11 protein-coding genes are annotated in these 14,174 nt (G+C 65.1%); 4 read left to right on the forward strand and 7 right to left on the reverse strand.

Going from position 1 to position 14,174, the window contains the following annotated elements:
* Positions 1–10: 10 nt before the first annotated feature.
* Complete coding sequence (locus ACJA3S_RS02890; RefSeq protein ID WP_406820777.1) at positions 11–1,066, reverse strand: ATP-NAD kinase family protein; 1,056 nt, start codon at positions 1,064–1,066, stop codon at positions 11–13.
* Positions 1,067–1,348: 282 nt separating this feature from the next.
* Here ACJA3S_RS02890 and ACJA3S_RS02895 point away from each other — a divergent pair, with 282 nt between their 5' ends.
* Positions 1,349–3,202 carry a sigma-54-dependent Fis family transcriptional regulator gene (locus ACJA3S_RS02895; protein ID WP_406820778.1) on the forward strand — a complete coding sequence of 618 codons (1,854 nt, stop codon included), beginning with the start codon at positions 1,349–1,351 and terminating at the stop codon, positions 3,200–3,202.
* 207 nt (positions 3,203–3,409) lie between these two features.
* Here the strand turns inward: ACJA3S_RS02895 and accC are convergent, their stop codons facing one another.
* The 6 genes from accC to ACJA3S_RS02925 form a co-directional block, all read right to left on the reverse strand.
* The gene (gene accC, locus ACJA3S_RS02900) at positions 3,410–4,765 is read right to left on the reverse strand and encodes an acetyl-CoA carboxylase biotin carboxylase subunit (RefSeq protein WP_170028095.1); all 1,356 of its coding nucleotides are present in this window, start codon (positions 4,763–4,765) and stop codon (positions 3,410–3,412) included.
* Between the two features lie 17 nt (positions 4,766–4,782).
* Positions 4,783–5,247 (reverse strand): acetyl-CoA carboxylase biotin carboxyl carrier protein, encoded by a 465-nt coding sequence (accB, locus tag ACJA3S_RS02905; protein ID WP_170028096.1) that lies wholly within the window; start codon positions 5,245–5,247, stop codon positions 4,783–4,785.
* Positions 5,248–5,346: 99 nt separating this feature from the next.
* Positions 5,347–5,802, reverse strand: a complete 456-nt coding sequence (aroQ, locus tag ACJA3S_RS02910; RefSeq protein WP_003255330.1) for a type II 3-dehydroquinate dehydratase — start codon at positions 5,800–5,802, stop codon at positions 5,347–5,349.
* A gap of 178 nt (positions 5,803–5,980) precedes the next feature.
* The gene (locus ACJA3S_RS02915) at positions 5,981–7,753 is read right to left on the reverse strand and encodes a protein-disulfide reductase DsbD (RefSeq protein ID WP_406820779.1); all 1,773 of its coding nucleotides are present in this window, start codon (positions 7,751–7,753) and stop codon (positions 5,981–5,983) included.
* A gap of 219 nt (positions 7,754–7,972) precedes the next feature.
* Complete coding sequence (locus tag ACJA3S_RS02920; protein ID WP_406820780.1) at positions 7,973–9,934, reverse strand: methyl-accepting chemotaxis protein; 1,962 nt, start codon at positions 9,932–9,934, stop codon at positions 7,973–7,975.
* Between the two features lie 242 nt (positions 9,935–10,176).
* Positions 10,177–11,535 carry a diguanylate cyclase gene (locus ACJA3S_RS02925; RefSeq protein WP_406820781.1) on the reverse strand — a complete coding sequence of 453 codons (1,359 nt, stop codon included), beginning with the start codon at positions 11,533–11,535 and terminating at the stop codon, positions 10,177–10,179.
* 250 nt (positions 11,536–11,785) lie between these two features.
* Here ACJA3S_RS02925 and ACJA3S_RS02930 point away from each other — a divergent pair, with 250 nt between their 5' ends.
* The 3 genes from ACJA3S_RS02930 (at position 11,786) to ACJA3S_RS02940 (ending at position 14,062) form a co-directional block, all read left to right on the forward strand.
* Positions 11,786–12,853, forward strand: a complete 1,068-nt coding sequence (locus ACJA3S_RS02930; protein WP_170028100.1) for a DUF2333 family protein — start codon at positions 11,786–11,788, stop codon at positions 12,851–12,853.
* Positions 12,854–12,855: 2 nt separating this feature from the next.
* Complete coding sequence (locus tag ACJA3S_RS02935; protein ID WP_406820782.1) at positions 12,856–13,392, forward strand: NUDIX hydrolase; 537 nt, start codon at positions 12,856–12,858, stop codon at positions 13,390–13,392.
* A gap of 298 nt (positions 13,393–13,690) precedes the next feature.
* On the forward strand, positions 13,691–14,062 hold the full coding sequence (locus ACJA3S_RS02940) for a translation initiation factor Sui1 (protein ID WP_170028102.1): 372 nt from the start codon (positions 13,691–13,693) through the stop codon (positions 14,060–14,062).
* Positions 14,063–14,174: the final 112 nt, after the last annotated feature.

Consider the following 14,174-nt stretch of genomic DNA (forward strand, 5'->3'; position numbering starts at 1 on the left):
CGGGGTTGTCTCAACACGGGTTTGCAGGGTGCAGCCGGTGGCCACGGGGCACGGCCAGCAGGTGATGGCGGGCGGCGTGCGCCAGTACGGCCTCGACGTCCACGCTCAATGGGCCTTGGTGGTCGAGGGTGATGGTGGGGCTGTCGTGCTCGGCGAATTCGATCTCGCGCTCGCCGTCCAGGGCCAGGGTGCCGCTGGCCAGGCTCAGGCGATGGGCGACACCGGGGTTCAGGGGGCCACTGGCGGTGATGCCACAGCCTTGCAGCAGGCCGGGCGCCAACGGTGCCAGCAGGGCCTGGTCGGCAGCGGGGTTGAGGCGGACCCAGGCACCGTGCGGGTCCTGGCGGGAAACCGGGCACCACAGGCCACACAGGGCCGAGAGGCCGATGGCATGTGGCTCGGCGAAACAGGCGAACACTTCGCTCAGGTCTTCGCTGCGGCTGAGCGCACGGGCACCGATGAAACGCTGGGGCGACACCGCCACCTCCACCAGGGCCCATTCGGCAAGCCGTTGTTCGGGCACTTTCACCAGCAGCCGCTTGTTGCGGCGCAGGCCGATGCTGGCGGGCACCCGGCCGCTGGCGAGCAGGCCACCGGCCAGGCCGGCACTGGTGGCTTCGCGCAGCTCGGGGAAGGCATTGTTGGTGCCGGTGGACAAGGTCAGCAGCGGCACGTCGCCGGCTTCGGCGGCGACCGCCTTGTGCGTGCCATCGCCGCCGAGCACGGCGATCATCGCCACGCCGCGTTCGACCATGCGTCGGGTGGCCAGGCGGGTATCGGCAACGGTCTGGGTCAGTGGCAGGTCGAGGATCTCGATGGCCGGCCAGTGCTGGTCGCGGGCGACCGGGCCCTGGCTGGCCTTGAGCACGGCAGCGGCGATGCCGGTCATGTCGCTGGGCAGCAGCACCTGGCCGATACCGGTGGCACCGAAGGCGGCGAGCAGGCGCTGGATCGCCGAGGCCTTGTCGGTGCTCGAATAGAGCCCGGCATTGGCCGTCAGGCGGCGCAGGTCGCGGCCAGAGGCAGGGTTGGCAATGATCCCGACAGTCGGGGCGGGTAGCGGCATGGCGCACCTCGTTTCTTGTTTGCCAGTGCCGGAGCAAGCGCGGTGCCAGTTTTGTTCAAGTTTGCTGGAATGGCCGGGCCAGAGCGGTTTCGTTGCGCCAAGGCGGGCGTGCATGGTCAGGCCGGCGAGACGCCGGGTGCCAGCCGCGCAATGGCCTGGCCGAGACGCTGAGACGCTGCGTCTCAGGCCGGCCGGTAATCACTCAGTGCTTGTCGGGGCATGCCTGGAGGCGCTTAATGGCCGGACAACGATAAAAACAGCAACGAGAACCGGAGGGCCTGAATGCTTGCCGCGAACTCCCGAGCCCATGTCGATTGCGTCAGCCGGGTGCTGAAGAATGCCGATCGCCTGCCGCAGGCGCCGGTGCCACCGCTGATTCTCGATTCATGGCGCCGTTCCATGGAGCTGTACCGTCTCGACCCCGCTTCCCAGCAGGGGCCGCGTATTCTTTCCCAGAGCCTGCTCAACGAATGCCGCGAACGGGCCGAGCTGTTCCTGCGCATCGCCAGCGATGCCGTTGCGCGCCTGCATGAGCGGGTGCGCGGGGCCGATTATTGCGTACTGCTCACCGACGCCCAGGGGCGCACCATCGACTACCGGGTCGAGTCGGCCATCCGCAACGACTGCCGCAAGGCCGGGCTGTACCTGGGCACTTGCTGGTCCGAGGGTGAGGAGGGCACTTGCGGGGTGGCCGCGGTGCTCACCAGCAAGGCGCCGGTCACGGTGCACAAGCGTGACCATTTCCGCGCTGCGTTCATCGGCCTCACCTGCACCGCGGCGCCGGTGTTCGACCCGCTGGGCGAGCTGCTGGGCGTGGTCGATGTGTCGGCCTTGCAATCACCGGACGACCGCCGCAGCCAGCACCTGATCCGCCAGTTGGTCGAGCAGACCGCGCGCGAGATCGAAAACGCCTTCTTCATGCACAGTGCCCAGGGCCATTGGGTGATGCGTGCCCATGGCACGCCGGGCTATGTGGAAAGCCAGCCCGACTACCTGCTGGCCTGGGATGCCGATGGCCGCCTGCAGGCCATCAACAGCCTGGCTCGGCAGCGCCTGGTGGAGCGCCTGGGGCGGTTGCCCGAGCACATTGGCGAGTTGTTCGACATCGACCAGTTGCGCCGGGTCAATGGCGCATCGGCCCAGCGCCTGCCGGGGCTGGGCGGGCTGTATGGGCGGGTCAGCGCGCCACAGCAGCGCCAGCGCGCGCAGCCGTTGCGCCAGGCCCAGGACGCCCGCATCGAGCAGCACCTGCGGCTGGCCACGCGGGTCAAGGACTGCAACCTGGCGGTGTTGGTGCAGGGCGAGACCGGGGCCGGCAAAGAGGTGTTCGCCCGCCAGTTGCACCAGCAGAGCCTGCGCCGTGACGGCCCGTTCGTCACCCTCAACTGCGCGGCCATTCCGGAAAGCCTGATCGAGAGCGAACTGTTCGGTTATGTCGCCGGGGCGTTCACCGGGGCCTCCAGCAAAGGCATGCAGGGCCTGTTGCAGCAGGCCGACGGCGGCACGTTGTTCCTCGACGAGATTGGCGACATGCCAGTGAACCTGCAGACCCGCCTGTTGCGCGTGCTGGCCGAAGGCGAAGTGGCACCGCTGGGCGCTGCGCGGCGCGAGCGGGTGGATATCCAGGTGATCTGCGCGACCCATCGCGACCTGGCGGCGATGGTAAAAGAGGGGCGTTTCCGTGAGGACCTCTACTTCCGCCTGGCCAACGCCCGCTTCGAATTGCCACCGTTGCGCGAGCGCGAGGACCGGCTGGGGTTGATCCACCAGCTGCTGGCCGAGGAGGCCGAGGCTTGCGGGGTCGAGGGGGTACTGGCGGATGATGCGCTGCAGGCGCTGTTGCTGTACCGCTGGCCGGGTAACCTGCGCCAGCTGCGGCAGGTGCTGCGTTATGCCTGTGCAGTGAGCGAAGGCGGGCAGGTGCAACTGCAGGACTTGCCGCAAGAGGTGCGCGGCGATGCGGTCGCTTGCGCTGACAGCGTGGTGTCCTGCCCGGCTCGGCAGCTGTTGCTGGATGCGCTGATCCGTCATCGCTGGAAGCCGGCCGATGCGGCGCGGGCTTTGGGGATTTCGCGGGCGACCTTGTACCGGCGTGTGCATGAACATCACATCGAGATGCCGCGAATGAAAGGCTAAGCCTCGTCGCGGCCCCTGTAGGAGCGGCCTTGTGTCGCGATGGGCCGCGCAGCGGCCCCAGGACTTCAGCTTCGCCGCAGATATTGCCGGGGCCGCTTCGCGCCCCATCGCGACACAAGGCCGCTCCTACAAGGACCGCGACCAAGCCTTGCAGGCAATAAAAAACCCCGGAACAAGTCCGGGGTTTCGGTACATCACACTACACGATCACTCCTGGTTGGCCAGTTTGTGCTCGAGGTAGTGAATGTTGACGCCGCCTTTGCAGAAACCTTCATCACGCACCAGGTCGCGGTGCAGCGGGATGTTGGTCTTGATGCCGTCGACGACGATCTCGTCCAGGGCATTGCGCATGCGCGCCATGGCTTCGTCGCGGTCCTTGCCGTAGGTGATCAGCTTGCCGATCAGCGAGTCGTAGTTCGGCGGAACCGAATAACCGCTGTACAGGTGCGAATCGACGCGCACGCCGTTGCCACCCGGGGCGTGGAAGTGCTTCACCTTGCCAGGGCTCGGGATGAACTTCTTCGGGTCTTCGGCGTTGATACGGCATTCCAGCGCGTGGCCACGAATAACCACGTCTTCCTGGCGGAACGACAGCTTGTTGCCAGCGGCGATGCTCAGCATCTCCTTGACGATGTCGATACCGGTCACCATCTCCGACACCGGGTGCTCAACCTGCACACGGGTGTTCATCTCGATGAAGTAGAAGCGGCCGTTCTCGTACAGGAACTCGAAGGTACCGGCACCACGGTAGCCGATCTCGATGCACGCATCGACGCAGCGCTTGAACACTTCCTGACGGGCTTTCTCATCGATGCCCGGGGCTGGCGCTTCTTCCAGTACCTTCTGGTGACGGCGCTGCAGCGAGCAGTCACGGTCGCCCAGGTGCACGGCATTACCCTGGCCGTCGGACAGTACCTGCACTTCCACGTGGCGTGGGTTGGTCAGGAACTTCTCCAGGTAGACCATCGGGTTGCCGAAGGCAGCACCAGCTTCGGTACGGGTGAGCTTGGCCGAGGCGATCAGGTCCTCTTCCTTGTGCACCACACGCATGCCGCGACCACCACCGCCACCGGCGGCCTTGATGATCACCGGGTAGCCGACGTCACGGGCAATCGCCAGGGCGACTTCTTCGTCTTCCGGCAGCGGGCCATCGGAGCCCGGTACGGTCGGTACGCCCGACTTGATCATCGCGTCCTTGGCCGAAACCTTGTCGCCCATCAGGCGAATGGTGTCGGCTTTCGGGCCGATGAAGGCGAAACCGGATTTTTCCACCTGCTCGGCGAAGTCGGCGTTTTCCGCCAGGAAGCCGTAGCCCGGGTGGATCGCGGTGGCGCCGGTGACTTCGGCGGCAGCGATGATCGCCGGGATATGCAGGTAGGAATCCTTGGACGATGCAGGGCCGATGCAGACCGACTCGTCTGCCAGGCCCAGGTGCATCAGTTCACGGTCGGCAGTGGAGTGCACGGCGACGGTCTTGATACCCAGCTCTTTGCAGGCACGCAGGATCCGCAGGGCAATTTCCCCGCGGTTGGCGATCAGGACTTTTTCGAGCTTCCCAGACATCGTTGGCTCTCCGCGATTCAAACGATGGTGAACAGCGGCTGGTCGAACTCAACCGGCTGGCCGTCTTCTACCAGGATGGCGTCGATGACACCGCCAACATCGGCTTCGATGTGGTTCATCATCTTCATGGCTTCGACGATGCACAGGGTGTCGCCTTTCTTCACGCTCTGGCCCACTTCAGCGAAGTTCGGCGAGGTTGGCGAAGGCTTGCGGTAGAAAGTACCGACCATCGGCGAGCGGATCACGGTGCCTTTCAGGGCTGGCGCGGCGGCAGCGGCTTCGGCGGCCGGGGCAGCAGCAGCGGCAACCGGGGCGGCGGCCGGCGCAGCGGCTACCGGGGCCGGTGCGAAGTACTGTTGGGCAGCAGGGGTCTTGCTGTGGCGGCTGATACGGACCGACTCTTCGCCTTCCTTGATCTCCAGCTCGTCGATGCCAGACTCTTCCAGCAGCTCGATCAGTTTCTTGACTTTACGGATATCCATTAATCATCAACTCCCAAAGGTTCGGTCAGGGGGCGAAATTACAAAAAACGTATCTGAACGTTTCTCTCGAACCCTGGCCCACCGAGGCCAGGGTTTTCATCATTTGGGCTGTGCGTTGGCAGCCAGTTGTTCCAGCGCGGACTCCAGGGCCAGGCGATAACCGCTGGCGCCCAGGCCGCAGATCACCCCTACGGCAACATCGGAAAAGTAGGAGTGATGGCGGAACGGTTCGCGTTTGTGCACGTTGGACAGGTGCACTTCGATGAATGGGATGCTCACCGCAAGCAACGCGTCACGTAATGCGACGCTTGTGTGCGTGAAAGCAGCCGGATTGATCAGGATGAAGTCCACACCCTCGTTGCGTGCGGCGTGAATACGGTCGATCAGTTCGTACTCGGCGTTGCTCTGCAGGTATTGCAGATGGTGGCCTGCGGCGCGGGCACGTTGCTCCAGGTCCTGGTTGATCTGGGCCAGGGTCACGGCGCCGTAATGGCCAGGCTCGCGGGTACCGAGCAGGTTGAGGTTGGGGCCGTGGAGCACCAGTAGCGTTGCCATCTGCGATTCCTTGGATTTGTAGGGCAATTCGACACAGCGCGGCGAGTGTGCCGTAAAGCGACAGCGAGTGTCCAGTTCCCGGCAATAGGCAGCACGATGTCCGAGATTCGCGCGAGATATGTGACCAGATAACTAAATCCAGTCACTGATTTTCGGTTTTTTCACCGCGCGCGGGAAGTTATAGACCGACTTTGCCGCGTACGCGTGTAAGAATTTGCGCAAATTCACTGGCGTTTAGCTCGCCAATGACCCGATCAGCGTTGATTTCGCTGCCGTTCGCGGCGAAGAACAACAGGGCAGGGGGGCCGAACAGTTGGTAGCGGTCGAGCAGCGCGCGTTGTTCGGCATTGCTGGCGGTTATGTCGAAACGCAGCAACTTGAAGCCGGCCAGTTGGGCTTGTACCTGCGGCGCGGTCAGCACTTCGCGCTCGATTACCTTGCAACTGATGCACCAGTCGGCATACCAGTCCAGCAGTACCGGTTGGCCGACGGTCTTGGCCTGGGCCAGGGCGGCGTCCAGTGCAGCCGGGGTGGTCACGGTGTGCCAGTTATCCGCAGCTGCCGCCGGTTGGCCGCCAGCACTGGCAGTGGCCGGCGGTGGCAGCGGGCGCAGCGGGTCGCCCTGGCCACTGAGCGCGCCATACCAGCAGGCCACGGCATACACCAGCAACGCCAGGCCGAGCAGTTGCGCCAGGCGCTGGCGGGGGGGCTTGACCACGAACTCCAGGGCGCCCAGGAACAGCGCCACCCCGGCGGCCAGGAAACCGACCAGCAGCAAGGTCAGCGGGCCCGGCAGCACTCGGCTGAGCAGGCCGATGGCCAGGCCCAGCAGCAGCACGCCGATGGCGTTTTTCACCGTGTTCAGCCAGGGGCCGCTTTTCGGCAGCCAGGCCGCGCCGCCGGTGGCCACCAGCAGCAGCGGTGCGCCCATGCCCAGGCCCAGAGCGAACAGCTTGAGCGCACCGCCCAGGGCATCACCGCTGGCGCTGATGTACAGCAACGCACCGGCCAGCGGGGCTGAAACACACGGCGAAACCAGCAGGCTGGAAAGCACGCCCAGTATCGCCGCGCCCAGCAGCGAGCCACCTCGGGTGTGGCTGGCGACATTATTCAGGCGCTGATTGAGGGCCTGCGGCAGCTTCAGTTCGAACAGGCCAAACATGGCCAGGGCGAACACCACGAAGAACAGTGCGAAGGGCACCAGCACCCAGGCCGATTGCAGGCGTGCCTGCAGGTTCAGGCCGGCGCCGAACAGGCCCATCAGGGCGCCGAGGACGGCAAAGCTGGCCGCCATCGGCAGCACGTAGGCCAGTGACAGGGCCAGGCCGCGCAGGCCACCGGCCTGGCCGCGCAGCACCACGCCGGAGAGGATCGGCAGCATTGGCAGCACGCAGGGGGTGAAGGTGAGGCCGACCCCGGCAAGGAAGAACAGCAGCAGCGACTTCCAGCTCCAGCCGTGCTCGGTGCTGGCCGGAGTGTTCGCGCCGGCTTCGCCATCGATGCTCAGGCGTGCGGTTTCCGGTGGGTAGCACAGGCCTTTGTCGGCACAACCCTGGTAGCCCACCAGCAAGGTGAAGGCGCGCGGGTCGTTGCGCGGTAGTTCGATGTCGAGCACGCCATGGTATACCTCGACATCGCCGAAGAATTCATCGTGCTTGGCCTCGCCCTTGGGGATATTCGGCGTGCCGAGGGCGACGTCGGCCGGTTCCGTACGGAACTGGAAGCGGTGGCGGTAGAGGTAATAGCCATCGGTGGCGACGAAGCGCAGCTTGATGGTTTGCGCATCGGCCTGGATCAGGTTGAGCTTGAACGCTTCGTGTACCGGCAGGAAGTCGGCGTTGTTGGACAACGAAGCGGCGCCGAGGGTGGCGCTGGGGCGGTTGTCGAGCAGGCCCGTGGCGAAGGCGGGGCTGGCCAGCAGCAGGAACAGCAGGAAAAACAGGCGGCGCATGGCGGACTCGCGAGGTCGAACGTGCCGGGCATGATAGCGGAGTTGGTGCAGGTTGGGGCCATGCTGACGGCGGGGGCGACACATGGCCGCTGGCTGATTTGCTGCCTGTGCCGGCCTCTTCGCGGGTAAACCCGCTCCCACCTCGAGCGCATGGACCTCAAGCCATACGCTATCCCTGTGGGAGCGGGTTTACCCGCGAAGAGGCCAGTACAGGCCAACCTAGACTCTGAAGGCCCGCACCGCCCGGTTCAGTTCACCACCAAGACTCAGCAGCTGCTCGCCTTGCTCGCGCCCCTCGCCAATGCGCTGCAGGTTGTCCTCACCCAGCTCATGAATCCGCTCGCTGTGGTCGCGAATCTCGCTCACGGCACCACTCTGCTGCGCCGTGACATCGGCAATCCGCACCGCTGTGTCCGAAATGGTGCGAATGGCGCAGACGATCTCGTCCAGCGCGCCGTCCGCGGCCTGGGCCTGGCTGGCGGTGGCCTCGGCATGTTCGAGCTGCGCACGCATGCCGGCCACCGAGCTTCTGGCGGCCTGCTGCAGGCGGTCGATCAGGGCCTGGATTTCGCCGGTTGCCCCGGTGGTGCGCTGCGCCAGCGAACGCACCTCATCGGCCACCACGGCAAAACCGCGGCCCATCTCGCCGGCACGCGCCGCCTCGATTGCGGCGTTCAGCGCCAGCAGGTTGGTCTGCTCGGCAATCGAGCGAATCACCGTCAGTACGCCACCGATCGTGGCCGACTCTTCTGCCAGTTGCTCGATCATGCGGGCGTTGCCCTGTACTTCATCGACCAGTTCGCGCAAGCCCGAAAGGCTCTGGCCGATCACCGCCTGCCCCTGTTCCACCGCGCGACCGGCATCGCGGCTGGCGTCGGCGGCGGCGCTGGCGTCACCGGCCACCTGCTGGATGGTCGCTTCCAGTTCACCCAGGGCATCACGAATCTGCCCGGTGTCACCTGCCTGGCGTTCGGCACCGTCATGCAACGCGGCACTCATGCCGGCAAGGGCATGGCTGCTGCCGGCCACCTGTTCGGCGTTGTTGCGGATGGTGCCGACCAGCTCCACCAGGTACTGGCGCAGGCGGTTGAGCGAATCCTGGATGTCGTGCAGTTCGCGGTTGGTCTTGCCCAGGCTGATGGGCTTGGCGAAGTCGCCTTCGGCCCAGCGCGACAGGGCCGGGGCCAGGCCGGTCAGGGTGCGTGCCAGGCGCCGTTGCAAGGTGTCGACCAGCAGGGCGATGAGCAGGATCAGGGCGATCATCAGGCCTTGGATGATGCGCACTTCGGCGGCGATCTTCGCGTGCTGGCTGCGTACCTCTGGCTCCAGCGCGGCGATGGCCTGCTGCACCGCTTGCAGACGCTGGCCGGTGCTGGCGGCCAGGGCTGCTCGGCGCTCGATCTGGTCGCGGGTGCGCTGCAGCTCGGCCGGGTAGCGGCTGAGCAGGCTTTGCAGCTCACGTTTCAGGCCAATTGCGATGTCTTCCTGCTGGGCGCTGGCCTGGGTCTCCAGGCCCATCATGGCCGCAAAGTCGTCGGCGCCGGATTCGGCAGCACGGGTTACCCCAAGCAGTGGCAGGCTGTCGATGATCTGGGCCTGGGCGCGAATCCGCTGCAGCTCGCGCTCGACTTCGTCGGCCAGTTCCGGGCGACTGCTGCTGACCAGCTTGTCCCGTGCCAGCGAAAGGCGACCGAGGTGCACGGTGGCCTCCAGCAGCGGCTGCAGGTAGCGGTTGGCGTCGGCGCTGGCACTGTCACGCGCGTAGCCGGCCAGTTGTTCTAGGTTGGCCCCCAACTCCCGCTCGGCCTGCAGCAGCAGCGCCTGCGGGTCGCCGGCCAGCTTGCCGGCAGCCAGCAGTTCCTCGGCGGTGAAGGCCTGCAGGCTGTCCAGGCTGGGGCGCAGCTGATCGGCCAGTTCAGCAGGCCATTCGGCCAACGCCGCTTGCAGTTGCTGGTTGGCCTCCATGGCCGCTGCGTGGCGCAGGGCATCGCCGCTGGCCAGGTAGGCCTGGATGTTGCCTGCAGCCTGATGCTGGAACTGCTGGGACAGGCCAAGGTAGTGCTCCATCAATTGATAGGGGCGCTCCAGGGCGCGCTGCGACCACCACAGGGTGGCGCCCAGGGCGATACACACGGTTACCAGCAACAGGGTGTTGAAATTGGTCAGCCATTTCAGGCGCATAGCCGCGAGCTTCCTGCGGAGGGGAGAGTCGGTGGCTGAAGTTATGGCGGTTGTGTGACGGAGTGATGACGAAAGGGGTTGGTGTCGGATAAAAAGTGGCACTGTGCCTGTATCTGTATTGCCTGTACTGGCCTCTTCGCGGGCTCGCCCGCTCCCACAGGATATCTACCAGTCCTGAATGCAGCGTAATCCCTGTGGGAGCGGGCGAGCCCGCGAAGAGGCCAGTACAGGCGATGCACAATTCAGGGCTCTACCCGCACCATGCAATTACGCCCGGCATGCTTGGCCCGGTACAGCGCCTCGTCTGCCGCACTGGCCATGGTCAGTGCATCCAGCCCTTCATCCAGTTGCACCACCCCGGCACTGAAGGTGCACCGTAGATCCTGCGGCTGGGCCGGGTAGAGGATTTCGGCAAAGCGCCGGCGGATTTCGTCCAGCACCTTGTGCGCCGCGTGCAGCGCGGTATTGGGCATGACGATGGCGAACTCTTCGCCACCATAGCGGCCAATGAAGTCGGTCTTGCGCAAGCGCTGCTTGAGAAACAGCGCCAGGCTCTTGATCACGCGGTCGCCCATCGGGTGGCCGTGGCGATCGTTGATCTTCTTGAAGTGGTCGATGTCGAGCATGGCGAAGCTCAACGGTTGCTGCTCACGCCGGGCGCGGAAGCTGCAGTCTTCAAGCAGTTGCAGGATATGCGTGTGGTTGTACAGCCCGGTCAGGCTGTCGCGCACCATGCGCGCCTTCAGGTGCCTGGCCCGCGCGGCCCGGTTGCGCACCGTGGTGATCAGCTGGCGTGAGCGAAACGGCTTGGTCAGGAAATCATCACCGCCTTCACTCATGGCATCCAGCTGCTTGTCCAGGTCATCCTCGGCAGACAGGTAGATGATCGGCACGCTCACGTAGCGGTCGCTGTGGCGGATGACCTTGGCCAGCTCGGGGCCGGTGCAGGCGGGCATGTACAGGTCGAGGATGATCAGGTCGGGCTGGAAGTCGGCCAGTTCGGCCATGGTGCGGATGGGGTCGGTCAGGCTGCGGGTGAGCATGCCAGCACTGTTCAGCACCTTCTCGGTGTGCAATGCCTGGGTGCGCGAATCGTCGATGATCAGCACGCGCAACGGGTCGTGCGGGGTGGCGTTGGTCAGCCGTTCGACCTTTTCCAGCAGGCTGGAGGCTTCCAGGGTACCGGTGAGAAAGTCCTGCGCCCCGGCGCGCACGGCGGCCAGGCGGGTCGGGGTATCAGTTTCGTGGTGGCTGAAGAACAGCAGCGGAATGTGGCGGGCCAGCCCCTGCTGGACCTGGGCCGCCAGCAGCAGGCCTTGGCCGGCGCCGTTGAAGTCGACATCCATGATGATGGCCGAGGGAGGGTATTCGGCGATCGAAGCGTGGAATGCCGGCGCGCTGGCCAATGCCTGCACCACCAGGCCAAAGAATTCCAGTTGCTGGGCCAGGCGCTGGGCACGTTCGTGGTCCTGCAGCAGGATGTACACCGGCTTGCGGATGGGCGATGGCAGCATCTGGCCGAGCGGGTCGTCCTTGCGCAGGCCGCTACGCGTCAGCTGTTGGGCGGGGCACTGCGGGCTCGGCTCGACTGCTTGGCTCATGTCCTGGCTACTTTGTAGGGGTGGGAGGTGCAGAGGCGATGATGGCTCTATGCTAGCAGTTCTTTGCCGGTGCGTGAGTGCTCTGTATCAACAAAGCGGGCAGAACGAATATTCAGTTGCCGACCGATTGGTCGCTTATGCGTAAGGCGGTGTCTGCTTTATAGTGCAGCCATGCGGGCTTGCCGTGGCACCCTGGCACAGGCCTGTGGTCCAAGCCCCTGAACCGTCGTGACTGATTAAGGACAAAGCCATGCTGGACTGGAAAAACCGCGAGGCCCAAGCCGAGCCCCGCGAGCGCGTCGATGGCCGTGGCGCCGCCGCCCGTAGCTACCTTGGCGGCCTCTGGAGCCGTGCACTGGGCACCCTCATCGGGTTGTACCTGCTGGTGTGTATCGGCCTGGGCTGGTACTGGAGCCAGGAGCCGGCCCTGTTCCCGGTGCAGCAGAACGCCCAGGCTGCAGCCGAGCGCGCTGGCCAGCAGATGGTGGTCGGCTACACCACCGTCGAAACCCTCAAGACCGTGGCTGGCACCTTGTTGAACAAGCCGGGTGGCTACATTTCCAACGACCGCTTCCCGCCAGGGTTGTGGATGGACAACATGCCCAGCTGGGAGTACGGCGTGCTGGTCCAGGTGCGCGATCTGTCCCGTGCCCTGCGCAAGGACTTCGCCCGCTCGCAATCGCAGTCTACCGAAGACGCCGACCTGGCCAAGGCCGAGCCGCGCTTCAACTTCGACAACAAGAGCTGGATCCTGCCGTCGAGCGAATCGGAGTTCGAAGAGGGCATCAAGTCGCTGAGCCGCTACCAGACCCGCCTGGCGGCTGGCGACAAGGGCGCGATCTTCTATACCCGCGCCGACAACCTGAACAACTGGCTGGGTGACGTGGCCACCCGCCTGGGCTCGCTGTCGCAGCGCCTGTCGGCCAGCGTTGGCCGGGTCAAGCTCAACACTACGCTGAAGACCGAGTCGGTGGTCGCCGGCCAGGCGCCGCAGGTGGATGAAGAGCTGGTGGAAACCCCGTGGTTGCAGATCGACAACGTGTTCTACGAAGCCCGTGGCCAGGCCTGGGCGCTGTCGCACCTGCTGCGCGCGATCGAGGTGGACTTCGCCGACGTGCTGGCGAAGAAGAACGCCACGGTCAGCGTGCGGCAGATCATCCGTGAGCTGGAAGCCTCGCAGGAAGCCTTGTGGAGCCCGATGGTGCTCAATGGCAGCGGCTTTGGCATGTGGGCCAACCACTCGCTGGTCATGGCCAACTACATTTCCCGGGCCAACGCCGCAGTGATCGACCTGCGTCAGCTGCTGTCGCAGGGTTGAAGATGGCCATCAGCCCTGACGAGGCCGCCCACCGGGCGGCTTCCGACCGCGAGCTGGTCACCTGGGTGGACGAAGCCGACCAGGTCCTGGGGGCCTTGCCACGCGCCGAGCTGCGCCAGCGCGGCCTGATCGGGCGGTGCACGTTCATTCTGCTGTTCAACAGCGCCGGTGAGCTGTGCGTGCACCGGCGCACCCTGAGCAAGGCGCTGTACCCGGGTTACTGGGATGTGGCGGCAGGCGGCATGGTCACGGCTGGGGAGGCCTATGCCGATTCGGCGGCGCGCGAGCTGGCCGAGGAGCTGGGCATCGACGGTGTCGAGTTGCGCTTCCACGAGCGCTTCTACTTCGATCAGCCGGATAACCGCTTGTGGTGTGCGGTGTATTCGGCGGTGTCGGATGCGCCGTTGCGGCTGCAGCCGGAGGAAGTGAGCGAGGCGCGCTTCATTGGCCTGGAGCAGGCTGAGCGAGAAAGCCTGATCAAACCGTATTGCCCGGATTCGTTGGCGGCGTTGCAGCGCTATAAAGCCAGCCTCAAATAGATGCGTGGCCGATGCCGGCCCCTTCGCGGGTAAACCCGCTGCCACAGGGATTTCACAGGTCGGGAAACCTGCGCGGTACCTGTGGGAGCGGGTTTACCCGCGAAGGGGTCGCAAAACTTTCGCAAAATGGCGCAATCCGGTACTTAGCAACGGCCGCATTTATCGTTAAACTGCGCGCCCTTTTCGGGCTGCCGCAGGTCTTGCGGCAGTAGCGCCGCCCCTGCCAGAGTGGGGCTTCGCGGTCGGGCTCAACCCCCTGGGGCCGACCAGTTTTTGTCCTCAGCCCAGAGGAACAAAAGTGGCCAAGAAAGCTTCGTCCTTCGCCGCCCTTGGCGGTCTTGTTTACTCCACCGACGCTGGTCGGCACTGTCCCGACTGCAGCCAGCCGGTGGATGCCTGTACCTGCAAGCAGCAAACCATTCCCGAAGGTGATGGCATTGCCCGTGTGCGCCGCGAAAGCAAGGGCCGCGGCGGCAAGACCGTGACCACCGTCAGCGGTGTGCCGCTGCCGCTCGAACAGCTCAAGGAGCTGGCCTCCACCCTCAAGCGCCGCTGCGGTACCGGTGGCGCCCTGAAGGATGGGGTCATTGAAATCCAGGGCGACCATGTCGAGCTGTTGATCGGCGAGCTGATCAAGCAGGGTTTCAAGGCGAAAAAGTCCGGCGGCTGATGCGGCCACGCGATTTTTTGCCCAGTGCTTTCTAAACTCGTTGCCGTGACCAGGGTCTACCTTGGGCACGGACGAATCGTCATTTTTGGCTTTTACACTGCGCCCGCCTCCT

The organism is Pseudomonas sp. KnCO4 (genome assembly GCF_045344305.1).
In the GTDB taxonomy this organism is placed as follows: domain Bacteria; phylum Pseudomonadota; class Gammaproteobacteria; order Pseudomonadales; family Pseudomonadaceae; genus Aquipseudomonas; species Aquipseudomonas anuradhapurensis.